This window comes from Corynebacterium sp. HMSC075F02 (assembly GCF_001838335.1).
GTDB classification, from domain to species: Bacteria; Actinomycetota; Actinomycetes; order Mycobacteriales; family Mycobacteriaceae; genus Corynebacterium; species Corynebacterium jeikeium_D.
Genome location: NZ_KV836310.1, coordinates 118,064 through 138,805 on the forward strand (window position 1 = coordinate 118,064; position 20,742 = coordinate 138,805).

The window sequence follows — 20,742 nt, forward strand, 5'->3', positions numbered from 1 at the left end:
GCCATTTTTGTCATAAACGTAGTCAGTAACTCGGATTGACCCACTGCCCCCAGAAATGCAAAAATCCCACGCAGAAATTACTTTCCGCGTGGGAGAATCAAGGCTTACCCCATGAACACAACATGGGCCTTGAAAAGCCAAAAACTCCGCGCGACAGACTAGGCAAAAGCCCAGTTCAACCCGGAAACGGTTGACTTACAGAGGCTTCACGTCCAGAGCCTGCGGACCCTTCTGGCCCTCACCAATCTCGAACTCGACTGCCTGGTTCTCTTCCAGCGTCTTGAAACCAGTGCCCTGGATCTCGGAGTAGTGAACGAACACGTCGTTGCCACCGTCAGCTGGGGCGATAAACCCGAAGCCCTTCTCCGAGTTGAACCACTTCACAGTACCCTGTGCCATTACAAAACTTCCCAACTTCAGGATTCGATAAAACAAGTATTCGCCACGCACATCCGGCCACACACGATGGGGTAAACACGGCCAAAGCACCCTTTCGCCTCGTGCGAGTTTTTGCTGGGTGCCCGTTGGCGGGCGATACACTCAAAAAGTCTGCCACGTTTGGGGCGCGAGCGCCGATTAGGAACAGCTTCTTGCCACCCCCGTAAACCCGTGTTCGGAGTCCGGAGAAACTGGGGTGTCGAATAGCGAGAATGTGGCTGATAGGAAGCGTCGTCAAGCATATGAAGTGCGCGTTTACAGGAAAGGGTGGTGTCGGTGGAGTCGTTTGGGCGGGAGCTGCTGGGGCCGGTTATTCGTGCGCATCCGCGGGCGACGGTGACGCACATTGCGGATCTTCCTGCACGCGCTGGCGTGACTGCGCCTTGGCCTGAGTGGGTGCTAAGTTGGCTGAGAGAAGTGCTGGTAGATCGCGGAATTGAGAACCTGTGGACTCATCAGGCGACAACCGCGAACCTCGCCCGCGAGGGCGTGCACTGCGTCGTCGCGACGGGCACGGCGTCGGGTAAATCGCTCGGCTACCTGCTGCCCGTGCTCACAGAACTGTCCGCCACCCCCGCGGCCACCGCGCTGTACCTCTCCCCGACCAAGGCGCTGGGCGCCGATCAGCTGGACACTGCACGCGCGATGGCACCGGCGTCACTGAGTTCGCTGATTTCGCTTTACGACGGCGACACCCCACAAGACGCCCGGCGCGCCATCCGCGACCACGCCCGTTGGGTGTTTACCAACCCCGATATGCTGCATGTTTCGGTGCTCGGCAACCATGTTCGATGGACGCGGATGCTGCGCAACCTGCGCTATATCGTCGTCGACGAATGCCATGCCTATCGAGGCGTGTTCGGCGCCAACGTCTCCCAAATTCTGCGTCGCCTCCTGCGGCTATCCCGCGAGTACGGCGCCTCGCCGACCGTGATTTTTGCCTCTGCGACGACCAACGACCCCGCTGACCAGGCTCGTCGCCTCATCGGCGAGCCTGTCGAGGCCATCACCGAAGACGGCGCCCCGGTCGGCGAGCGAACTATCGCCCTGTGGGAACCCGGCCTGCTCCCCGACCTCCAAGGCGAGAACGGCGCACCCGTGCGCCGCCCCGCCCCGACCGAGGCCGCGGATATCATGGCCGACCTGCTTGTCGAGGGCGCCCGCACCCTGACCTTCACCCGTTCGCGAAGCAGTGCTGAGAAGGTAGCGCTCGGCGTGCGCGAGCGCCTGGAGAAGCGCCACCGCAGCGATATCGCCGAGCGCATCGAGTCTTACCGCGCCGGCTACCTGGCCGAAGAGCGCCGCGACATCGAGCGCATGCTCGATGACGGCACCCTGCTAGGTGTGGCCACCACCAATGCACTGGAACTGGGCATTGACGTCGGCGGCCTCGACGCGGTGGTACAGGCCGGTTTCCCGGGCACGGTCGCTTCATTCTGGCAGCAGGCCGGCCGCGCGGGTCGTCGTGGTCAGGGCGCACTGGTGGTGTTGGTGGCTCGCGATGACCCCATGGACACGTACTTGGTCCACAACCCGTCCGCACTGCTGGGCAGGCCGGTGGAAAAGACCGTCTTCGATCCCCGCAACCCGCATGTGGTGTGGTCACATCTCTACTGCGCGGCTGTGGAGAAACCCGTAACCACCAGTCAGCTTCAAGCGTGGGGAACCATGCCCGTAGCCGAAGACATGGTGGCCGCGGGATGGTTGCGCAAGCGCACCTGGGAAGGACAAGAGCCCGTCTACTACCCAACCGACCGCGATGAAGGGCCGCGTATCGCCACTGCTCACGATGCCGTGAACGTCCGTGGCGGCGATGGTCAGGAAGTGGCTATCGTCGACCAGACCGATGGCCGACTGCTTGGCACCATCGATCTTGGCCGTGCGATGCAGCAGGTTCACGACGGTGCCGTCTACTTGCACCGCGGCGAGTCCTACCTTGTCGACCAGCTGGACTTCGACAGCCTCGTCGCCCTGGTCCACCCCGAGCAGCCGCGCTATTCCACCAGCTCACGCATGGACACCACCATCCGCATCCTCGATGTTGACGATATGCGCCACTACCAGGGCCTACAGGTCGCTTCCTGCCAGGTCGAGGTCTTTCACCAGGTCACCTCCTATCTTCGTCGCCTGGATACCGGCGAGATTCTCGACAGTGTTGAACTTGACTACCCTCCGCAGCGTTTGGTCACGCGCGCCGTGGCCTACACAATGCCCGAGTCCACCCTGCGCTCCTGGGGCGTGGGCTCCGACATCGCGCCGGGGGCTCTTCACGCAGCCGAGCACGCGGCTATCGGCATGCTGCCACTGATTGCCACCTGCGACCGCTGGGACATCGGCGGTGTTTCCACGGTCATGCACGCCGATACCCAGCAGCCCACCGTTTTTGTGTACGACGGGCACCCTGGTGGTGCGGGGTTTGCCGACCGTGGCTACGAGGCCTTCGCTCAGTGGATTCGCGCAACCCGCGATGCCGTCGCCGCCTGCGAGTGCGAATCCGGCTGCCCATCGTGCATCCAGTCGCCCAAGTGCGGCAATGGCAACGATCCGCTGGACAAGGCCGGCGCAATCAAGGTGCTCAGTGGGGTGTCGCGCGCGCTTAACGACGGCCAGTAGCAGCATCCTCCACCGCTACCGGCCCTGCCCTGGACGTGGCTTTTCTCTCCTTTCGTTGGACGCTGACCTGCACGTCCTCCCCATCAATCTCGCAGGCCACAATGCGTGCATGATTAGCTTTTGCGATTGACCCCGCAGCTTTGCAGGCGTCGTCGCTCTCTTGCGCAGCCACGGCGCCGGCCACCGCGGCCAGATCCGCTGCTACCGCTGCCTGCCGCGCCTGCACCACCCTCACCCCGGCCGTAACTCCGACCAAAGTCAGAACGACGAAAGCGGCGATGAACAGTGCGGCTGCGACTGTGGTGGAACCTTCTTCTTCGCGGAGAAGGCGGGCTGTCACGTTTCTCATGACGATGCCGCTCTCTCCCGCAGTGCAACCGCGCGTGCTTCCAGCGAAAATGGCCCCGCTGAGCGCCGAATGGTCACGCGCACGGTACCGGAGGTTTCCGATATCGCGACCTGCCCATCTGCGTCGGCGCGGAGCTCGGCTACTGTCTCCGCATCGCCCCGTGCCTCAGCCCGTGCGATGGCTCCGGCTGCGTCGGTAAGCCCTAGGTACATTGCGATGGTGACCAGCCCGGACAGAGCCGTGGCCATGACCGTGACCAGTGCCGCGAGACCGAAAGCGGTTTCTACCGTGGTTTGGCCTTCGTCGCCGACGCACAGGCGATGAAGCGTAGAGCGGATGCGGCTAGACATCGGTGTTGAGCGCCCTTTCGATGATATCGGTGAGCGCCTGGGTGATATCGCCGCCGGTCACGACGGTGTAGAGCAGGGCTCCGAAAGCTGCGGCCGCAATAGTTCCGAGAGCATATTCCACGGTTGACATGCCGTTTTCCTCAGTTGCCAGAGCGTGCAGACGCTTGTGCAAATACGAGCGCAGCTGGGACTGCGCAGCGGTCAGCGGATTGGTTGAAGAGTTGGTTGGAAGGTTGGTCGGATGGTTGGAGTTTTGAGTGGTCATGAGTGTTTCCCCCTGTGTGGATGTCGAGTGACAGGTCAGTTGTGAGGTGTGATGTGCATTGACGCGCGTTGATGCGGGTTGATGCGTGTTGGAATGCGGCGCGGCAGGCGGACCACGCGCACAACCGAAGTCACAGCTGAGAGCGCAACCAGCACTGCATCCGGCGCGTGCCAGCGCGCGGGGCTTGGCGCAGAAGTGTCCACGCTTCATGACGGCATCAGTCCTGCAAACATTTCGTCGGCAAGCCCAGCGATGGTGGGCACCAAACCCAGCACCACAAACGCGGGTAGAAAGCACAACGCCAGCGGCCCGGCAATGAGGACACCAGCCTTTTCGGCGACGGCTTGCGCCGCATCGTGCGCTTGACTGCGGTACATGGCAGCGGTGTCCTCCAAGGCCTGCGCCAGAACGGTGCCGGATTCGCTTGCTCGGCGCCCAGCTGTCGCCAGGGGCACGAGCGCGGGTGTGGCAGCAAGGCTTTCCCAAGTGGAGTGCGCGCCCACGGACAACCTGGCGGAACACTGTCGAAGTGGCTCGGCCAGCTCAGGGTTTGCACCATCGGCAGCTGCTGCCATGGCCTGTGACAACGGCATACCGGAGCTCAAACAAGCGCCAATGATGTCGAGGGCCGCTGCGGCATCGAGCAGCACAGCCGAGCTGATGCGCTCACCTCCAATGAGAGTTCGCACACGTTCCCGCACCTGTGCGGCAATCTGCGACACCCGATTGGTCACCTGTCGACGTAGGCCTCCTCGCACACGAGCATCCGACTCGGCTACCAATTCGGGCAGTCGGCTGCGGACGGGATTGAACGTCGGCAAGCAGAGGTAGACGGCGATGAGAAGTGCGGCGGCAATCATTGTCCGGCCTCCGCACGATCGATGATGGCGACCGCCCATTCGATGCCCGCGCACACCAGCCCGACACCGATGACCAGCACAATTCCTCCGATACCGCGACTGAGGAACTCGAATGGGGACGCTCCGAAAGCTTGCCCCATGACCAAACCGAACACCGGCAGCGATGCCAAGATGGCGATCGTCATGCGCGGTCCCGCCAGCGCGGCAGACGTCTGTGAGCGATGCGCCTGACGAGCCTGCAGATCACCCCGCGCGCAGTCCAGCAACCCAGCCAAACTCAGACCGTGTTGCTGCGCCACCGTCCACATACGCCCAATCCGGCGCAGTTGCTCCGAAGATTCTTCGCCCTCCCACGGGTCGGCGAAGTTCGCGCGATGCGCCGCGTGCGCGAGATGATCAGCCAACACAGTCTCATCCCCTGACCTGCGCAATTCCGCTGCTGCCGCGTTGAGCGCTCGTGAAGCCGCCGCTCCTGCGCGCAGCCGCGCGGTCAAAGTTTCCAGCGCTACCGCAGCGCTGTCCGCTTCCCGACGTTCACAGCGCCTCTCCCCCACAGCGCGCACTACTGCCCCTGCGGTGCGACCCAGCAACAGCCCGGCTATGACACCTGGAATCCCGGCGAGCCACAGCAACACGAGTGCTGGGCCTGCAACGATGAGGATTGATAGTCCTGCAGTTCGATTCGCACTGCCAGTGCTTACTGCACTCGACCCCGTGGAACCAGCACCAAGTCCAACCATGCGCTGCAACCACTTCAGCCCGCCGGACACCTCGCGGCCACGGCCTGCCAGTGCTCGCGAGCGCACCGCCGCCGAGCTGTCCGGCCAGATAGCGACCGCCGCAGCCGCTCCCCCAATGAGCATCGCCACGCTAAACCCTTCCCCCATAGCTGTTAATCTCCCCGTCTAATCCCCTGACTTTTCCTCTAGTCATTCCATCGGGTATTCCACCGGTTATTCCCCGCCGACCAGCAACTTCTGCAACGCTTCCCAACCCGGCCCAGGCCCATCCCGAGCAGTCCAGACCTCCACCACCTCCGGTGGGTTACCGCGTAGCAGCCCGATCTGTGCCAGCCTGCGAACATCAGCGCGTTCGACCACCAACACCACCTGCACCGCCGAGACCAACTGCGCATGCAGCCCGGCGCGACCAAGGCCACCGATCAGCCCCAAGGTCTCAAAGCGCGCCACGACATCCCCAATGCGGTTGGCGTGAATTGTCCCCGCCCCACCGCGATGCCCCGTATTCAACGCTGCCAGCAGATCCACCACTTCGGCGCCTCGAATCTCCCCGACGACAATGCGGTCGGGACGCATGCGCAACGCCTGCTTCAGCAACTCCTGCTGCCCAATCGCACCGGCGCCCTCCAGGTTGGCGGCCCTGGTCACCAGCTTCACCACATGCGGATGCTGAGGCTGCAGCTCCGGAGTGTCCTCGATACACACAATGCGCTGGTCAGGATTAACTTCTGAGAGCATCGCCGCCAATAGCGTGGTCTTTCCCGCACCCGTGCCACCGGCGACAATAAACGACAGCTGTCTCGCCACGATTCCCCGCAACACCGGCAGAATTTTCGGTGGAAATAGCCCGACATCGCATAGCTCCGCAAGTCCGCGACGAGCCGGACGCAGCACCCGCAGGCTAATCTGAGTGCCGGTCGCCGACGGTGGGGAAAGCACCGCATGAACTCGCACACCACAGCCGCCGACACCACCAGGAATATGGCCGTCTGCCCAGGGTTGCGCGTCGTCAAGCCTTCGTCCACACCGCGACGCGAGCCGCACCGCATACGCGCGCACCTCGCCCTCGTCCGCGAAGGAAATCTCGGCGCGCTCCAGTCCGTTGCCGGCGTCGACCCAGACCTCGCCCGGCGCGGTGACCAGCACATCGCTGACACCCGGGCGTCGCAACAGCGCATCCAACACACCCGCGCCCACTGTTTCCTCGCGAATCGTGCGTAGAATCTCCAGCACCTTCACATCGGAGACAACCCCCGAGGTCTCTGCGCGAATGATGTCGGCGACCTCGCTATGCGATGCCACCCCAGGCCGCTCCGCAAGCGCCGTCCGCACCGCCGCCAACAGCCTGACGTCATCCATCGCCACCACCGCCGACAAGGGCAAACATCGCTTCCAATCCCCGCGTCAGCTTGCCGACGGTTCCAGCGAGCCCGCCCACATCTATCTCGTGAGCTACCTTCTTGCAGTACTCAATCTCACCAACAATAGGCAGGTCGAGAGCGTATTCCACCTCTTCGACACTGATATCGCGGTGCTGCTGGTACCTCACTGCAAGATTTGGGGTGAACCCCGCCTGTGCACAGATGCTCGCCAAGTGCCCAGCGGCTGCGATGGCTCGAACGGAGGTGGGCAGGACTATGACGGTGTCATCGGCAAGTGCGCCGAGAGTGGTGACGTACTCCACCTGCTTCGGGCAGTCCACGATGACCGTAATTCCGGCATGAATAAGGCAACTAATGGTGCTGGCAATGTGCCGGACATCGTCGGGCCTGTCGGTTCTGTCGGCGCTGTCGAATTTGTTGTTCGCCGAGGCGTGGTTGTAAGTCGTCTCGGGCGTGCGACTGCGAGTCCACGTCAACACTTTCAGAGCGGGTGATCGCGGGCAGGATGGCAGTGCTTCGTAGAGTGCCGCTCCGTCGAGACGACCATCAGCAGCCGAGAAGTCCTGCCACCTCAATCCCGGTTCCGTTTCCATCCCGAGCACCAGATCAATGCCTCCCGCGAGCACGTCCGCGTCCACCAAACAGATGGGCCTTTCACGGGAAAGAACCAATGCACTCGCCGCCGCGGCAATGGAAGCCCCGGCACCGCCGACCGCAGGAACCAACATCAGGCACGTTGCCGTGGAATCGGTTGTAGTTGCCGGCACGTTCGGTACGGGTTCTGTACCCGGTGCTGTAATCACGTCTGCGAAGGCAGGTGACGCTGGGTTCTGATGGTGGTTCAGGTGGTTCGAGCGGTTTTGGCAATCGGAGGGCTTCGGAGCATCCGGGCGTACGTCGCCACGGCCGAGCAGCTCGACAATATCGACGTTGTCCGCGGGCAAACTGGCGCTGTAAACAGGAGCTAAAACCTCCGCTACCTGCGCATCTTCCGCCTCAGTATCACTGCGGACCAGAAAGATCGCTCCCTCACTATGAGGCCGTCCGGCTAATCTTCGGGCTGCCGGTGCATCGACGAACACCGCTGGTGCCCGACGCCACAGGGCCGATGAAACTCCCGCTCCTGTCGATACTGACGATGGGGAAGGCTCTGGGGCTGATGATGATAGTGATGCTGGCGGCGAAGCAAATGTTTGTGCGGCCACTGACGCTGCAGCCACAGGTGGCACGGTCTCCTGCACACAGTCACGACCGGTAGCAGCGACTATGAGCGCAACCTCTTCACGCAGCGCCTCATCATCGACGGCGTTGACTACTGGATTTGCTGAAGCCTCGGTTCGCTGAGCCATGGACAGTTTCTTGATTGCCATGGCCATAGCGTGCACTACAGGGCGGATTCAATGATGCCCGCAAGGGGCCAAAACCTCGCTGTCTGTGGATAATTTTCAGACTGTGGATAACTGCAGAACGCCATGTCGCCTTTGCCTTATGGCTACTGCGCGGCCTGACCAATGCAAGTTAGTGACTACGTTTATGTCAGGTGGCGTTGGGTCGATGCGAGTTAGTGACTGTGTTTATGACAAAAATGGCACGAAAAATGACTTGAAAGTGTCATAAACTCATACAGTTTCACATTTGCAGCCCGCAATTTTTACTACGTACCCCTCAACATTGGGCCAAAAAGGGGCGACGCCCCGCGCCGGGGGGGGATTGGCGCGAGGCGTCTTTAACCGGCTCGGGGGGGGGGGATTGAGCCGGGGCGGCCTCGCAGTCTGTTTCTAAAAAGAACAAGAAGGGGCCAGCCACGTCCAAGTATTACATATCCCGAGGAATCTGCAAATACCTTACAAAGGATTTAATGCCCAATATGTTCGATGTCACGTTTCCTCGATTAATCGCGCCCAGGAAATGCCGCGCCCCAATCGCCGCCAAGCCCCCACGACCGCCACCGCCCCAATCGCCCCAGTTCCCCACCCAGCAGTTAAACACTCATAATGCTCTCCCCGAGCCCGACATCCATGGGTAAGCTCGGAGTCTATGAACACCGGCGAGAACAAGGCTTCAACAACGCCGCAGCCGCGCGCTTCTACGGACACACGCATCGTGGAAGGTGCCTCCGCCACCGCTGACTCTCGCGTCGCTGCGTTCTTTGACCTGGATAAAACCATTATTGCCAAGAGCTCGGCATATGCGTTCAACAAGCAATTCCTCGAGCGCGGCATCATTTCGCCGACAGACATGCTGCAAATGGCGCTCAGCCATGCCCTATACATGTCGCAGGGGCACGATGAGGCGCAAATGGAGGCCACCCGCGAGCAGTTTTCCGCCCTTATCGCTGGTCACAGCGCCAGGGAGCTGCGCCAGGTCGCCATCGAAACCCTAGAGCAGAACATCACGCCGTACATCTACGCCGAGGCATTGGAGCTCATTCGTGAACACCGCGCACAGGGGCATCAGGTGTTCATTATCTCGGCATCGGCTCGGCAGATTGTTGAGCCCATTGCGCAGGCACTCGGTGTCTACAACGTGGTGGCCACCGAGCTGGAGATCCGCGATGGGCTCTTCACGGGTGAAACGGAATTCTTCTGCCGAGGCGAAAACAAGGCTGTGCAGATGCGTCGGATAGCGGAAAAGCACCAGTTCGACCTGGCCGAATGCTTCGCATACTCGGATTCCATCACTGATGAGCCCATGCTGTCTGCAGTCGGCCATCCCGTTGTGGTCAATCCCGATCGCGCTCTGCGCAAGATTGCGACGGAACGTGAGTGGCCTGTGCGCCAATTCCGGAATCCCGTCCCGCTGTTTCGCGCGCCGTCGAAACGCAATGCTGCAATTCTTGCCGGCGTCACACTGGCGCTTGGCGCGGGTGCGACGTTGTTGGCACTGCGCAAAAATGACGACGAGTCAAAGGCCGACTAACCCACCATCCAGCAGCCGGCCTGCCTACACCGCTTCGGCGATACCGCGTGCTTCCACGGCACCGGCCTTCAGCCCCTCCAGGTGCAGGAGAATCCACGCACGCAGGCCATCGGCGCTTCCCGACGCAAACCCCTCTGCGGCCTCGACATACTCCTGGCGGTGGCGAGTCCAGTAGACCTCGGGCACGGCCAAGCCACGCGGATCCAGGCCGGTTGCGACAGTTGTCAGTCGCGAGGCGGCGCGGGCGATGATGCCGTTGTGATACTCGAAGGGGCGCAGAGTCAGCAGCTCACCGTGCACAATCGCCGAGAGCACACCAGCATGAATCTGGCTGCGGCCAGTGATGAAGTCACCGAGCACGTGCAGACGCTGCTCCTTCATCGCAGACGAGAGCTTGTCGTCACCGACCGGACGGCCGGCCTTCATCCGCGCCTCGGAACCGTCTTCAGTTTCACCTGCGGGCGATGCGTTCAACGCAAACTTGGCCAGCACCTGCTGCGGAGCGCGCTGCCACACGCGGGTGGTCTCACCAATTGACTCCGGGGAAATGGTGTCGGCAACCCGCAGGGCTGCTGCGAGTACGGGGTCGGTGATGTTGCCGTCGTCGGGAAGCGATGGCTCGCCGCCTTCTAGCCACGCCGATGCCCGAGCGCCACGCAGGACCGACTCGGAGCCGGTGACGTTGTGCTTGCGCAGGTTAGCCTTGTGCCTATGGACGGCCTGGATGGCCTTGGCCGCGACATCAGCCGCGTGTGCAACGCCGTCGAGCTGCCACAGGGGCGCGAGGGGGTCCTTGGGGTCAAGCTGCGGAATAGCAGCGGCGGGAGCACTGTCAGCGCCACCGGCACCCGATTCAGATGCCTTCGCCTGCGCTGCCTCACGCTCTGCGCGCTTCTTCGCCGACACGGAGGACACACCCAGGCTCATGCCAGCTAGGCCACCCTTTCCGACACCGACACCAGCTCCATCGGCTCCACGCACGTTCTCAGGCTGATTGTTCATATCCCACACCCTAATTCTTCACCGCTAAGTAAGTGACAAACTTATATAGAAATGGTCAAAGATGAGAAAAACTTCAACGAGTTCTTGGCTTTTTCGCCCTTATGGCGCGCCCTACCCACAATCAGAGGTAGTATGGCAGTTTGTAACTGCAGTTTTAAAGTTCCAAACCATCTTTTCCAACCATCTGCGTAGGAGGAAGTACACGTGAGCAACGACGATACGAAGGGTCTCTTTACCGACGGCACCGAACCGCGTGTTACCGCTATCCCGCTGAGTGATGTGGATAGCAACGCATCGGGTGATGCTAGCGTCGGCCAGCTCGTGTCTAATGCTTCTTCGCAGATTTCCGCTCTGGTTCGCTCTGAGATTGAGCTGGCCAAGGCCGAAATTGCTGGCGAGGCTAAGAAGGGCGCAGTTGGCGGTGGCTTCTTCGCGGTTGCCGGCGTCGTCGCGCTGTACTCCTCGTTCTTCTTTTTCTTCTTCCTCGGCTGGCTGCTGGATGTTTGGCTGCCAACCTGGGCTGCGTTCCTCATCGTTTTCGTTCTGATGCTGGTCATCGCCGGTGTTGCAGCACTGCTGGGTCTGAAGAAGGTCAAGTCGATCCGCAAGCCGGAGAAGACCATCGAGTCGATGCAGGAGCTGAAGGGGGTCGTGCCGTCGGGGTCGGCGAAGAAGTCTTCGCAGTCGAACGGTATGTACACCTAAAGGCTTGAAAGAAATTGGGCGGGACTTTGTTGGTCTCGCCCTTTTGTCTTATTCAGTCCCGGTTTAAGCCCTTCGGATAAGGTATTTTCCCCTCATGACCTCCCTCCGCGATTCTCTCACTGGCCCCTGGCGTCATCGTCTCATTCACGTCCGCGGCCAGCGCCTACACATCGCCGAGTGCGGCCGCCCCTCCGATCCGCTCGTGTTGTTTATTCACGGCTCGACTGGCGGTTGGTTTGAATGGCGCGAGGTTTTGCCGCTGCTTAACGACGACTCGGGCGATCCCCTCCCCGTGCACGCTGTGGCTATTTCTATGCGTGGCTACGGTCAGTCCGACCGAACACCGCAAGGCTACGATCCGTTTGAGGCGGCCCAGGACATCGCCTCATCGATTCGCTCGTTGGGGCATTCGACCGCGCTGCTGGTCTGTCAGGGGTTCGGCACCTGGGTGGCGTGGACGTTGGCTTCGCGGCAGCCCAATCTTGTCTCCGGAATTATTGGTTGTGGTGCTGCACATCCGAAAGTGTGGCTGAACCAGTTGAAGAGCCCGTGGTCGGAGGACTTCCGCAGTAGCCTGGCTCCTCTGCTGCGCCGTTCGTGGTGGGACTCGCGGCCACGGGTACCGCAGTTGCGTCGCAATAAGTTCAGCACGCAGGCGGCTGAGGCTCGCCAGCAGCGGCTCATTGAGCGCATCGTGCGCGAGTCCATGTCCACCGCCGGGGAGGGGTTCGCCGAGACCCCCGCGGGGAAACAGACCGCGGAACTCATGACCGATAGCCTGGCCAGTGGTGCACTCCGTCCTGCACTGGCTCACATGAATTGGTGGACGCGGCCGGCTCCGGCCGCTTTCCGCAAGTGGTTGAGTGCGATGGAGGGCCCGTCGAAAAGCGATGAGCACACGGTGCTGCTCGTCGGCGAGCAGGACACTCGTACCCCACGTGCGCTAGTGGAGCTCAGCTCGAGTCACGTGCGCGTTGTGCCGGATTGTGGGCACTTCCTGCCGGCAGAGAAACCTCAGGCTGTGGTGCAGGCAATCAGGGATCACTTGGACTGGTTGCCGGAGGGGTCTTAGGCTTCGGCTCGGCTGAAGCTAGCCGGAACTCTCCTGCGGTTGCGGCTGGGGCTGACCTGTCCACAGACACACAACTTTCCGCTTACCCCGCCACGCACTGCTGCGTGCCGATGGCCCCGTAGTTATTCATCGCCTCATCGATGTGTGGCTGGACCTCGGCGTGCGTCAGCGCGTAACCAGTCTGGTCATTGTTCACACCGGCACCGAAGACCAAGCCCAGGATCTGGCCCTGCGGCGTAATCAGTGGGCCGCCCGAGTTGCCGTGGCGCACATCCGCCTTCAGAACATAGGACTGGCGCTCGTGTCGAGTCGACGAATAAATATCCGGGCCTCGAATAATGATGTTCTCCGTCACGCGCGCAGGTGTGGCCTTAAAGGGGCCGGACTCGGGAAAGCCCAGCACTACCGCGTCATCGCCCGGACGAGCTTCCTGATCCGCCCACTGCATGGGCTCCAGGGGCAGGTCGGTGGTTCTGAGCAGGGCGACGTCGTCAAGCGGATCGTAGTGCACGACGTTCGCGTCAGCCATGCCGACCACGGTTTCCAGCCGAACAGTGGTGGCGCCGGCGACCACATGCGCATTGGTCAGAATCAGATCCGGCGCAATGACAAAGCCAGTACCCTGCAGCAAACGTTCGCACTGCGGGGCCTCGCCCAAGACGCGGACGATGGACGGTCGAATACTGTCGACGACACCTTGTGAAATCACATTGGGGTCGGCGGGTTCATCGGGGACGTTCTGCTTGTAGCCGAATGGCGGAGCGATGGCGGGCATTCCATCATCGCGAAGCTGACGGAGGATGCCACTGAAGCCGTCGCTCCATTCGTCGGGCGCGACCTGGTCAATGAGGTTCATGCCCTTGGACTCACGTACCCAGTCGGCGAACTGCCCGGGCACGGCGGTGGCCAGGGGTACGGCGATCATCCATGTCACTACCAGCGCAGTCACGGACTGCACGATGGCACCGAGGCTCGAATCCAGGCCGACGGCCAACGGCGAGCGAATGGTATTCCGCAGCGACTGCCCTGCCACTGTTCCCACCGCATGACCAATCAACGCCAACAGAATCACCGTGCCGAGGCCCAAGAGAACCTTTCCCGACTGGTTCTCGACCTGCGCCATAGCTAGCGGCGCCAAGGGCACACCAATAACCAAGCCCAGAACAACGCCCAAAATGGCCATAATCGACGAGACGGCGCCCTGCTGCCAGCCAACGACGAGCGCGAAAATGAAAACCGCCAGCAGCGCAACGTCAAACACAGCGATTGCAGGCATCATCGTCGGCCTCCCTTCAGTACGGACAGATTTTCACCATTAGCGGAACGCGCGAGCACCGGCAAAAGTTTCTGCACGTTGGTGTCGTCCCACGGTTCCGACCAGCCGGCCACGTCTAGCAAGTAGGACAGCACGCCGCCGGTAAAGCCCCAAACGACGAAGTCACCAACCTTAAATGCCGGTCCTGTCCAGCCGTGATAGCCCAGCATCATGCGGTTGTCCGGATTCGTCAGGTGGCTAATTGGCACATTGAGCACCGATTCCGTCTCTGCAGGGTCGACCACACGCAGCGGATGCGGTGCATGCCAATACGCCAACACCGGATTCACCGCGAAGCCAGTCCGCGAAATGTCAATCGAGTCCAGCACCCGCACCGGTGTCACCGTCTCTCGGTTCAGGCCGGTTTCTTCCTCGGCTTCACGCAGCGCGGTATCGATTTCATCCACGTCCTCGGGATCGACACGACCGCCCGGAAAAGCCATCTGGCCTGCATGCTTACGCAGGGTTGTCGCCCTGTGTGTAAGCACCACGCTGGCATCCTCCGGCCGTTGGTGCGCCTCCGCATCACCGCTGATCAGCACCAACACCGCCGACCGCGCCGGATTCCGCAACGGTTTCTCCTGCGTCGAGGAGTCTCGCCGCAACTTCGCAAACGCACGCTTCACGCTTGACGACGAAGCGGAGCGACGGGCCACCTTCTGCTCCGAGTGGTCTGTTGCGTCGTGGCTGGCGCTGCTGGCGTGGCCTGCCGCACCGTAATCAGCGCTGACTAGATGCGGCGGCAAACTATTGGTCAACCACTTCGGCAGATACAGCCCCGAGCTTGCGTCGCGATTCCACGACTGTCCCTTAGTCACTTCAACGCACCTCGCACGAGATCAGTAATCTGCTGCGCATCGGTGAATTCACCGGGATGAATGGTCGCCACTGTGCCATCTGCCTTAAACACCACGGTAATGGGCACAACTCGCGGTAGATTCAACGCTGGTCCGACCACGTCGACCGTGTCCGAGTAGGTCGGTAGCTTCACTCCGATTTCCTGCAGGAAGGCCTGGCCACGCCCCGCCTCACGAGCCGCATGCACCGTCGCCACCTGCACGTCCGGATTGTCCTTGGCCCATTGCTCAATAAGCGGTAGCTCTTGGCGACACGGCGCACAGTTCCACGCCCAGACATTAAGCACTGTCGGCTTGCCCTCGACGACCTGCCCCATGTCCACCAGTTCCACTTGCCCAGCCTCGTTGTCCTGGCCTGCCGAGTCTCCCGACTCCGCCAACAGCGGCAAGCGCACACCGGTCAGTGAGCCACTACCCGCTACCGCCGCGATCTCATCCTTCGACATCGCTGGCGCTGCCGACGCACCATCCACTTCACCATCACTGCCAGCGCCATCACCATTGCCAGCGCCATCCGCACCGACACTCACACCAGATCCGGTCCCACCACCATCGGCCTCGTCATTGCCACCAGTGGTATTCACAATCGCGAAAATCACCAGACCCACAATGCTAACTCCCGCGATGAGCAGCGTAATCAGCGATGCCGAACGGTTAACGTCCGCCTGCCGATCCTCATAGTGGCCACCATTGTGACTATGACCGCCCTGCTCATTCACGAAAAGTGCTCCTCGACTAGTCCTGTGTCGCTGTGGTGTTGCGCGCGCTATCCCCGTCGTCAAGCGCGGAAAGTTTCTCCCCACTGTAGCCGTCATTAAGACCGGCCAGGTAGAGAAGCCATTCCCTGTCGTCTGACTTAATCAACTTCTCCGCCGTCTCCGGCTCCGCCGGACCCGCGACACCATACGACGGGCAATCCGCCGCCAAGAAGCACGCCCCGCACGCCGCCCGGCGCGAATGGCACACCCGGCGACCGTGGAAAATCAGGCGATGCGAAAACCACGTCCACTCCGCGCGCTGTAGCACCTCCATCATCTCGTGTTCCACGCGCACCGGATCTTCCTGCTCCGTGAGGCCCATGCGCCGCACCAGACGCCCAAAATGCGTATCGACCGTCAAACCCGGCACCCCAAAAGCATTCCCCAGCACCACATTTGCCGTCTTTCGCCCCACGCCCGGCAGCTTCACCAGCTCCTCCAACGTGCCCGGCACCTCGCCGCCGTGCTGCTCCATCACCCCCTGCGCAAAACCGATGATGTTCGCAGCCTTATTCCTGTAGAAACCCGTCGGCCGAACGAGCTCCTCGACCTCCTCCTGATTCGCAACCGCCAAATCGGCAGGGCTGGGGTACCTAGCGAACAGCGCCGGCGTGGTCATATTCACCCGCACGTCCGTACACTGCGCCGACAGAATCGTCGCCACCGCGAGCTCATACGGATTACGAAAGTCCAGCTCACAGTGCGCATTCGGGTACGCCACCGCCAGCGTGCGGTTAATCCGCCGCGCACGCCGCACCATGCCCAGGCGCGTCTCCTTCCCCCGCGCCGCCGGATGCGCCCCCACCGCCCGACGCTTCTTCGACGTCAGGGATCCCTGCGGGTGCGTGGGTTGGGGTTTGCTCGTCGCCTGGTGCTTGCTTATCTGGTGCTTGCTTATCGACGATGCCTTGCCGGTCGTATCCATGGTCGTAGTGTATCGGCTACCCCGGATTGCAATTCGCGTGCGCACCTTTCGCGGGCCGAATCCTTCGATTCGTCCGGGATGCGGATGGAACCGGTAGCAGCTCGGGCATATTCGGTCAAAAACCAAAGAAGTCATGCCCCACCACATCTTGGAACACCGTTAGCGAATTATTAGTTATAAATACACAGTTCAGCGGCTTTTCACCAGAATTCCCCACAGGCGCAGTGGCTCTTTTGCTACAGTGGTGCTTATCACATCTTGGTGACGGCGTAGTTTTGGGATGCATCTGTAGAGGCGATTTGTCGTGAAATTCGCCCAGGGATGAACCTGCCTTGAAAGCTGGCAGCGGCGTTACCGGGAAAGACCGAAAGTAGTGGGACTAGTGGGACGGGGTAGTTTCTCTTCCTGTTTGGCCACTGCAATCTGTAGTCGAGTGCTAATTTGGCGGCTGCTGGCCTGTATTTACGGTGGTTAGTGGCCAAAGACAGGAGAATTTTACCGTGGATGACGTCAAGGAGATTCTCTCCCGGGCCGGTGTATTTCAGGGAGTCGACCAGGAGGCTGTGCAGGCCTTGCTCGGCGAGCTCGAGACGGTTCGCTTCCCGCGTGGAACCACCATCTTCAATGAGGGTGAGCCGGGCGATCGGCTCTACATCATTATTGATGGCAAGGTGAAGCTGGCTCGTCGCTCAGCCGACGGTCGTGAAAACCTGTTGACCATCATGGGCCCGTCCGACATGTTCGGCGAGCTCTCCATCTTCGACCCGGGCCCGCGCACCTCTTCGGCGGTCTGCGTCACCGAAGTTTCCGCCGCGTCCATGAGTGCCGATCAGCTGCAGGAATGGGTTGGTTCGCACCCTGATGTTCCAGCTCAGCTGCTGCGCATGCTGGCCCGCCGTCTGCGCCGCACCAACAATTCACTGGCTGACCTCATTTTCACCGACGTCCCTGGTCGCGTTGCTAAGTCCCTGCTTCAGCTGGCCAATCGCTTCGGTGTTCAGGAAGGTTCTGCTCTCCGCGTGAACCACGACCTGACTCAGGAGGAAATCGCACAGCTCGTCGGCGCCTCCCGGGAAACCGTGAACAAGGCTCTGGCAGAGTTCGCCCACCGCGGCTGGATTCGCCTTGAGGGCAAGTCCGTGCTCATCTCCGATACGGAGCGTTTGGCCCGCCGCGCACGTTAGCTTGTTGCGCACGTTAGCTTGTGGCGCACGTTAGCTTGTGGCGCTTGCGGCGCTGCCCAAACGACTCACATCCCGCAGCCTCTGCTTTTGGATCCTCGGTTCCCGTAGGAGCACATGAAACGCATGAGGCTCGCGGGATTTTTGTTGTCTTCCCCCGCTGGCCTGGCATGCTGACCTGGTATGCCGGCCTGCCATGCTGACCTGGCATGCCGGCCAAGTTTGGCGCACTTATCGATGCTTTTCTGCCACTTATCGATGCTTTCCCGGCACCTATCGATGCACCATTCACCGATTTCTCCTTGCATCAATCACTTATCGATGCGCTGTTCACTTGTGCGCGCGCTATAGCTCATCGACAAGTGGATACCTCATCGATAAGTGATTGAGCTGGCCCCGACGAGGCCAACCCACCCAACCGGCACTAGCCCACCCCAACCAGCACTACCCCAAACAAAAAGCGCGCAACCCGCAAAATTGCAGGTCACACGCTCTTTTCATGCGGTGAGTCAAGCTCAGCTTCACTCAAGCTCGGCTTCAGCCTAGCCTCAATTAAGCCCAGCCCAGACCAGCCCAGCAACTGGCCCAAGCCGAAGCCCAAGCCGAAGCCGAAGCCAAAGCCCAGCAATTACTCCCCGTGATCGCGCAAGTAGCGCAGGGTCACACGAGTCGACTGCTCAGCAGCATGGCGCAGCACCGGATCGACATCGGTGTAAATCTCATCCACAATCTGGTCGACCGTAGCTTCGTCGCCCAGCTTGGCAACGGCATCCTTCACCTGCTGAAGGCGCAGCTTACGACGCTCAATGTACTTCTGCGTCATCACAGTGATGTCCGGCAGGTCAGCACCATGCCCAGGCAGCAGACGAACACCCTTGCCGCGCGAATCCAGCATTTTCAGGGTTTCCATGTACTTACCCAGGTCGCCGTCGGTCTCCGAGATCATAGTGGTGTGGCGGCCAGCGATCGTGTCACCGGTAACGATGCCTTCAACATCGTCCTCGCCATCACCAGTGTGGATGAAGAAGCAGACGGAATCAGCGGTGTGACCAGGGGTTGCCACGACCTCAATCTGCGGAGTCACTCCGTCGAGGACGATACGTTCGCCGTCGATAAGCGGATCCTGACCTCCCGCGCAGTACTGAGATTCCAGCTCACGAATCGGCGCGCCGGTGAGCTGGCGGAAACGTGCGGCGCCATCAGCATGGTCGCCATGACGGTGCGTCAGCAGAATCAACGCAACGTCGCCGGCATAACGCTGCAGGACGTTCAGGTGTCCCTCGTCCTCCGGACCCGGATCGATGACAATGCTGCGGCTATCCCCCTCAGCCTTAATAACGTAGGAGTTCGTACCCTCCAGCGAAGAGTAGCTGGGGTTCGGGCACAGAACGACGCCCACAGACTGAGAAATCTGACGCAGTTGGCTATACGCAGGATGCTCCATGTCCTCTATCCTACGTGGTTGCGCAATCCGGGGAGCGCGCCACGTCGTCCAATTCGGCTCATTTGGGTGTAAGCACGCTTTACGACGCCCCGGAGAACGCAACATTCCCGCTGTTCACGGCAGCAAACACAGCAGCTACTGGGCTACTTCAACGATGATCTCGACTTCCACGGGAGCGTCCAGCGGAAGCTGATTCACACCCACTGCCGAGCGAGCGTGCTGGCCGCGTTCGCCAAAGACGTCGCCGAAGAGTTCCGAGGCTCCATTGATAACGCCCGGTTGACCAGTGAATCCGGCGGCGGAGTTGACGAAGCCGACGACCTTCACGATGCGGGTGACGTTGTCCAGGCCAACCTCAGCATCGACTGCGGCCAAAGCGTTGAGGGCGCAGGTGCGGGCTGCCTCCTTGGCCTCCTCAGCAGTGACTTCTGAGCCGACGTGGCCGACGTGGGTGAGCTCGCCGTTAACGAATGGGAGCTGACCGGAGGTGAAAACGAGGTTGCCCGTGCGCGTTGCGGGTACGTAGGCCGCAACTGGCGCGGCAACTGCAGGCAGGGTAAGCCCCAGGTCCTCGAGGGCCTGGGAAGGAGTGCGAGATTCAGAGTTGCTCATTTGAGTTAAGCCTTTCCACGGCGACTGGGGCCCGGCGAATAAAGCCGGCCAAAGAAAGATGGCAGCCAACTGTTAGTCAGCTGCCAATCGAAAGCACAACCGCCGTTGTTAGTTAGGTGCTAGACACCGAGGTAATTAGTCAGCCTTCGGGCGCTTGAAGTAACCGACGTGGTTTTCGCCGGTCGGGCCCGGGAGAACAGTGACGAGTTCCCAGCCGTCCTCACCAAAGTTGTCCAGGATGGCCTTGGTGTTGTGAATGAGCAGCGGTGCGGTGAAGTATTCCCATTTAGTAGTCATGGAAGCTACTTTATCTGTCCCCCAGCCTCGCGCGCTGGGGGTTTAGTTTTACTTCGATTTAAGTTCGGTTTTTACTTAGCCAGCTTTGCCTTGCGCTGAGCTGCGTACTGCTCAGCGTAGAAGTCGGCCCACGAAGTAATTTCCGGGTGCTCGCGCAGCATTGCGCGGCGCTGACGCTCGGTCAGGCCACCCCAGACGCCGAACTCGACGCGGTTATCCAGAGCGTCGGCACGGCACTGCAGAACCACTGGGCAATGGCGGCAGATAACTGCGGCTTCGCGCTGTGCGGCGCCGCGAACGAACAACTTATCCGGGTCAATATCGCGGCACTTAGCGCGCGGGACCCACTCCTGACGATCGCGGAAGCTCTCTACACCGAGCTCGTAGTCTGGAGTAGTAGCAGTGCGGTTGCGATCGGGAATCGTGGCGGTCATTGTAGCCTCCTCGTGCCTGCGATTTTCGTTATTTCGAAATAGTTTCAACTAAATAGTGCTGAAATTTTGTTGTAAGTCTATTCACACCACCCAAATAATGTCGATTGGGTCACACTGGGAGGGTGGACGTGGCGCAGCTCTAAATACAACAATGCAGGTGGGGCAACTTTTTCCAACAAAAGCACGGGGGTGATTTGTGTCACTATGAAAATCTTTTTCCAGAA

At 60.9% G+C, this 20,742-nt stretch carries 23 protein-coding genes; 5 read left to right on the forward strand and 18 right to left on the reverse strand.

The features are described from left to right. Nucleotides 1-195 precede the first annotated feature (195 nt). On the reverse strand, nt 196-399 hold the full coding sequence (locus HMPREF2920_RS04305; RefSeq protein ID WP_005511370.1) for a cold-shock protein: 204 nt from the start codon (nt 397-399) through the stop codon (nt 196-198). A gap of 315 nt (nt 400-714) precedes the next feature. Here HMPREF2920_RS04305 and HMPREF2920_RS04310 point away from each other — a divergent pair, with 315 nt between their 5' ends. Continuing rightward, complete coding sequence (locus tag HMPREF2920_RS04310; protein WP_070549775.1) at nt 715-3,051, forward strand: DEAD/DEAH box helicase; 2,337 nt, start codon at nt 715-717, stop codon at nt 3,049-3,051. On the opposite strand, the gene HMPREF2920_RS04315 is transcribed toward HMPREF2920_RS04310, so the two are convergent. The 8 genes from HMPREF2920_RS04315 to HMPREF2920_RS04345 all read right to left on the reverse strand — a co-directional run bounded on the left by HMPREF2920_RS04315 (nt 3,035) and on the right by HMPREF2920_RS04345 (nt 8,367). Further along, nucleotides 3,035-3,400 (reverse strand): Rv3654c family TadE-like protein, encoded by a 366-nt coding sequence (locus HMPREF2920_RS04315; protein ID WP_016421937.1) that lies wholly within the window; start codon nt 3,398-3,400, stop codon nt 3,035-3,037. The genes HMPREF2920_RS04310 and HMPREF2920_RS04315 overlap by 17 nt on opposite strands. Beyond that, entirely contained in the window at nt 3,397-3,750 is a 354-nt protein-coding gene (locus tag HMPREF2920_RS04320; protein ID WP_016421936.1) for a TadE family type IV pilus minor pilin, read from the reverse strand. Before HMPREF2920_RS04320 ends, HMPREF2920_RS04315 begins: the two co-directional genes overlap by 4 nt. Further along, nucleotides 3,743-4,015 (reverse strand): DUF4244 domain-containing protein, encoded by a 273-nt coding sequence (locus HMPREF2920_RS04325; protein ID WP_016421935.1) that lies wholly within the window; start codon nt 4,013-4,015, stop codon nt 3,743-3,745. Before HMPREF2920_RS04325 ends, HMPREF2920_RS04320 begins: the two co-directional genes overlap by 8 nt. Before the next feature lie 35 nt (nt 4,016-4,050). Next, on the reverse strand, nt 4,051-4,218 hold the full coding sequence (locus HMPREF2920_RS10785; protein ID WP_155877871.1) for a hypothetical protein: 168 nt from the start codon (nt 4,216-4,218) through the stop codon (nt 4,051-4,053). 3 nt (nt 4,219-4,221) lie between these two features. After that, the gene (locus HMPREF2920_RS04330; RefSeq protein WP_016421934.1) at nt 4,222-4,875 is read right to left on the reverse strand and encodes a type II secretion system F family protein; all 654 of its coding nucleotides are present in this window, start codon (nt 4,873-4,875) and stop codon (nt 4,222-4,224) included. Beyond that, entirely contained in the window at nt 4,872-5,762 is an 891-nt protein-coding gene (locus HMPREF2920_RS04335; RefSeq protein WP_070429254.1) for a type II secretion system F family protein, read from the reverse strand. The genes HMPREF2920_RS04330 and HMPREF2920_RS04335 overlap by 4 nt, the downstream gene beginning before the upstream one ends. A 66-nt stretch (nt 5,763-5,828) precedes the next feature. After that, complete coding sequence (locus tag HMPREF2920_RS04340; protein WP_016421932.1) at nt 5,829-6,974, reverse strand: TadA family conjugal transfer-associated ATPase; 1,146 nt, start codon at nt 6,972-6,974, stop codon at nt 5,829-5,831. Beyond that, complete coding sequence (locus HMPREF2920_RS04345) at nt 6,967-8,367, reverse strand: CpaE-like family protein (protein WP_246815966.1); 1,401 nt, start codon at nt 8,365-8,367, stop codon at nt 6,967-6,969. Before HMPREF2920_RS04345 ends, HMPREF2920_RS04340 begins: the two co-directional genes overlap by 8 nt. A 667-nt stretch (nt 8,368-9,034) precedes the next feature. On the opposite strand from HMPREF2920_RS04345, the gene HMPREF2920_RS04350 reads away from it, so the two are divergent. Next, the gene (locus tag HMPREF2920_RS04350) at nt 9,035-9,916 is read left to right on the forward strand and encodes an HAD family hydrolase (protein ID WP_070546340.1); all 882 of its coding nucleotides are present in this window, start codon (nt 9,035-9,037) and stop codon (nt 9,914-9,916) included. Nucleotides 9,917-9,940: 24 nt separating this feature from the next. On the opposite strand, the gene HMPREF2920_RS04355 is transcribed toward HMPREF2920_RS04350, so the two are convergent. Continuing rightward, complete coding sequence (locus HMPREF2920_RS04355; RefSeq protein WP_083304795.1) at nt 9,941-10,918, reverse strand: Fic family protein; 978 nt, start codon at nt 10,916-10,918, stop codon at nt 9,941-9,943. A 204-nt stretch (nt 10,919-11,122) separates the two neighbouring features. Here HMPREF2920_RS04355 and HMPREF2920_RS04360 point away from each other — a divergent pair, with 204 nt between their 5' ends. Continuing rightward, nucleotides 11,123-11,623 (forward strand): phage holin family protein, encoded by a 501-nt coding sequence (locus HMPREF2920_RS04360; RefSeq protein ID WP_016421928.1) that lies wholly within the window; start codon nt 11,123-11,125, stop codon nt 11,621-11,623. A 94-nt stretch (nt 11,624-11,717) separates the two neighbouring features. Next, a complete protein-coding gene (locus tag HMPREF2920_RS04365; RefSeq protein WP_070549773.1) occupies nt 11,718-12,695 on the forward strand; it encodes an alpha/beta fold hydrolase in 978 nt (325 codons plus the stop codon). An 82-nt stretch (nt 12,696-12,777) separates the two neighbouring features. Here HMPREF2920_RS04365 and HMPREF2920_RS04370 read toward each other — a convergent pair whose 3' ends face one another. Genes HMPREF2920_RS04370 through nth form a run of 4 tightly spaced genes read right to left on the reverse strand, consistent with a single transcriptional unit; the run spans nt 12,778 to nt 16,430 of the window. After that, nucleotides 12,778-13,974 carry a MarP family serine protease gene (locus tag HMPREF2920_RS04370; RefSeq protein WP_070854035.1) on the reverse strand — a complete coding sequence of 399 codons (1,197 nt, stop codon included), beginning with the start codon at nt 13,972-13,974 and terminating at the stop codon, nt 12,778-12,780. Beyond that, nucleotides 13,971-14,828: an NUDIX hydrolase gene (locus HMPREF2920_RS04375; RefSeq protein ID WP_049171082.1), complete on the reverse strand. Its 858-nt coding sequence runs from the start codon at nt 14,826-14,828 to the stop codon at nt 13,971-13,973. The genes HMPREF2920_RS04370 and HMPREF2920_RS04375 overlap by 4 nt, the downstream gene beginning before the upstream one ends. Then, nucleotides 14,825-15,586: a TlpA family protein disulfide reductase gene (locus HMPREF2920_RS04380; protein ID WP_070854036.1), complete on the reverse strand. Its 762-nt coding sequence runs from the start codon at nt 15,584-15,586 to the stop codon at nt 14,825-14,827. The genes HMPREF2920_RS04375 and HMPREF2920_RS04380 overlap by 4 nt, the downstream gene beginning before the upstream one ends. A gap of 16 nt (nt 15,587-15,602) precedes the next feature. Beyond that, the gene (gene nth / locus HMPREF2920_RS04385; protein WP_371326367.1) at nt 15,603-16,430 is read right to left on the reverse strand and encodes an endonuclease III; all 828 of its coding nucleotides are present in this window, start codon (nt 16,428-16,430) and stop codon (nt 15,603-15,605) included. A gap of 620 nt (nt 16,431-17,050) precedes the next feature. Between nth and glxR the strand changes: the two genes are divergently transcribed. Beyond that, nucleotides 17,051-17,734, forward strand: a complete 684-nt coding sequence (gene glxR / locus HMPREF2920_RS04390) for a CRP-like cAMP-activated global transcriptional regulator GlxR (protein ID WP_005511668.1) — start codon at nt 17,051-17,053, stop codon at nt 17,732-17,734. A gap of 625 nt (nt 17,735-18,359) precedes the next feature. On the opposite strand, the gene HMPREF2920_RS04395 is transcribed toward glxR, so the two are convergent. From HMPREF2920_RS04395 to HMPREF2920_RS04405, 4 genes are all read right to left on the reverse strand, one after another. After that, on the reverse strand, nt 18,360-19,175 hold the full coding sequence (locus HMPREF2920_RS04395; RefSeq protein ID WP_070841442.1) for an MBL fold metallo-hydrolase: 816 nt from the start codon (nt 19,173-19,175) through the stop codon (nt 18,360-18,362). Between the two features lie 135 nt (nt 19,176-19,310). After that, nucleotides 19,311-19,787 (reverse strand): RidA family protein, encoded by a 477-nt coding sequence (locus HMPREF2920_RS04400; protein ID WP_070854037.1) that lies wholly within the window; start codon nt 19,785-19,787, stop codon nt 19,311-19,313. 135 nt (nt 19,788-19,922) lie between these two features. Next, nucleotides 19,923-20,084, reverse strand: a complete 162-nt coding sequence (locus HMPREF2920_RS10710) for a Sp36 family protein (RefSeq protein ID WP_005511670.1) — start codon at nt 20,082-20,084, stop codon at nt 19,923-19,925. 71 nt (nt 20,085-20,155) lie between these two features. Next, nucleotides 20,156-20,518 carry a WhiB family transcriptional regulator gene (locus tag HMPREF2920_RS04405; RefSeq protein WP_005511664.1) on the reverse strand — a complete coding sequence of 121 codons (363 nt, stop codon included), beginning with the start codon at nt 20,516-20,518 and terminating at the stop codon, nt 20,156-20,158. Nucleotides 20,519-20,742: the final 224 nt, after the last annotated feature.

What these genes read in the sequence shown, in the direction of transcription:
- HMPREF2920_RS04305 (WP_005511370.1), bottom strand. Translation starts at nt 399, where the DNA reads ATGGCACAGGGTACTGTGAAGTGGTTCAACTCGGAGAAGGGCTTCGGG.
- HMPREF2920_RS04315 (WP_016421937.1), bottom strand. Translation starts at nt 3,400, where the DNA reads ATGAGAAACGTGACAGCCCGCCTTCTCCGCGAAGAAGAAGGTTCCACC.
- HMPREF2920_RS04320 (WP_016421936.1), bottom strand. Translation starts at nt 3,750, where the DNA reads ATGTCTAGCCGCATCCGCTCTACGCTTCATCGCCTGTGCGTCGGCGAC.
- HMPREF2920_RS04325 (WP_016421935.1), bottom strand. Translation starts at nt 4,015, where the DNA reads ATGACCACTCAAAACTCCAACCATCCGACCAACCTTCCAACCAACTCT.
- HMPREF2920_RS04330 (WP_016421934.1), bottom strand. Translation starts at nt 4,875, where the DNA reads ATGATTGCCGCCGCACTTCTCATCGCCGTCTACCTCTGCTTGCCGACG.
- HMPREF2920_RS04335 (WP_070429254.1), bottom strand. Translation starts at nt 5,762, where the DNA reads ATGGGGGAAGGGTTTAGCGTGGCGATGCTCATTGGGGGAGCGGCTGCG.
- HMPREF2920_RS04340 (WP_016421932.1), bottom strand. Translation starts at nt 6,974, where the DNA reads ATGGATGACGTCAGGCTGTTGGCGGCGGTGCGGACGGCGCTTGCGGAG.
- HMPREF2920_RS04345 (WP_246815966.1), bottom strand. Translation starts at nt 8,367, where the DNA reads ATGGCAATCAAGAAACTGTCCATGGCTCAGCGAACCGAGGCTTCAGCA.
- HMPREF2920_RS04350 (WP_070546340.1), top strand. Translation starts at nt 9,035, where the DNA reads ATGAACACCGGCGAGAACAAGGCTTCAACAACGCCGCAGCCGCGCGCT.
- HMPREF2920_RS04355 (WP_083304795.1), bottom strand. Translation starts at nt 10,918, where the DNA reads ATGAACAATCAGCCTGAGAACGTGCGTGGAGCCGATGGAGCTGGTGTC.
- HMPREF2920_RS04365 (WP_070549773.1), top strand. Translation starts at nt 11,718, where the DNA reads ATGACCTCCCTCCGCGATTCTCTCACTGGCCCCTGGCGTCATCGTCTC.
- HMPREF2920_RS04370 (WP_070854035.1), bottom strand. Translation starts at nt 13,974, where the DNA reads ATGATGCCTGCAATCGCTGTGTTTGACGTTGCGCTGCTGGCGGTTTTC.
- HMPREF2920_RS04395 (WP_070841442.1), bottom strand. Translation starts at nt 19,175, where the DNA reads ATGGAGCATCCTGCGTATAGCCAACTGCGTCAGATTTCTCAGTCTGTG.
- HMPREF2920_RS04400 (WP_070854037.1), bottom strand. Translation starts at nt 19,787, where the DNA reads ATGAGCAACTCTGAATCTCGCACTCCTTCCCAGGCCCTCGAGGACCTG.
- HMPREF2920_RS10710 (WP_005511670.1), bottom strand. Translation starts at nt 20,084, where the DNA reads ATGACTACTAAATGGGAATACTTCACCGCACCGCTGCTCATTCACAAC.
- HMPREF2920_RS04405 (WP_005511664.1), bottom strand. Translation starts at nt 20,518, where the DNA reads ATGACCGCCACGATTCCCGATCGCAACCGCACTGCTACTACTCCAGAC.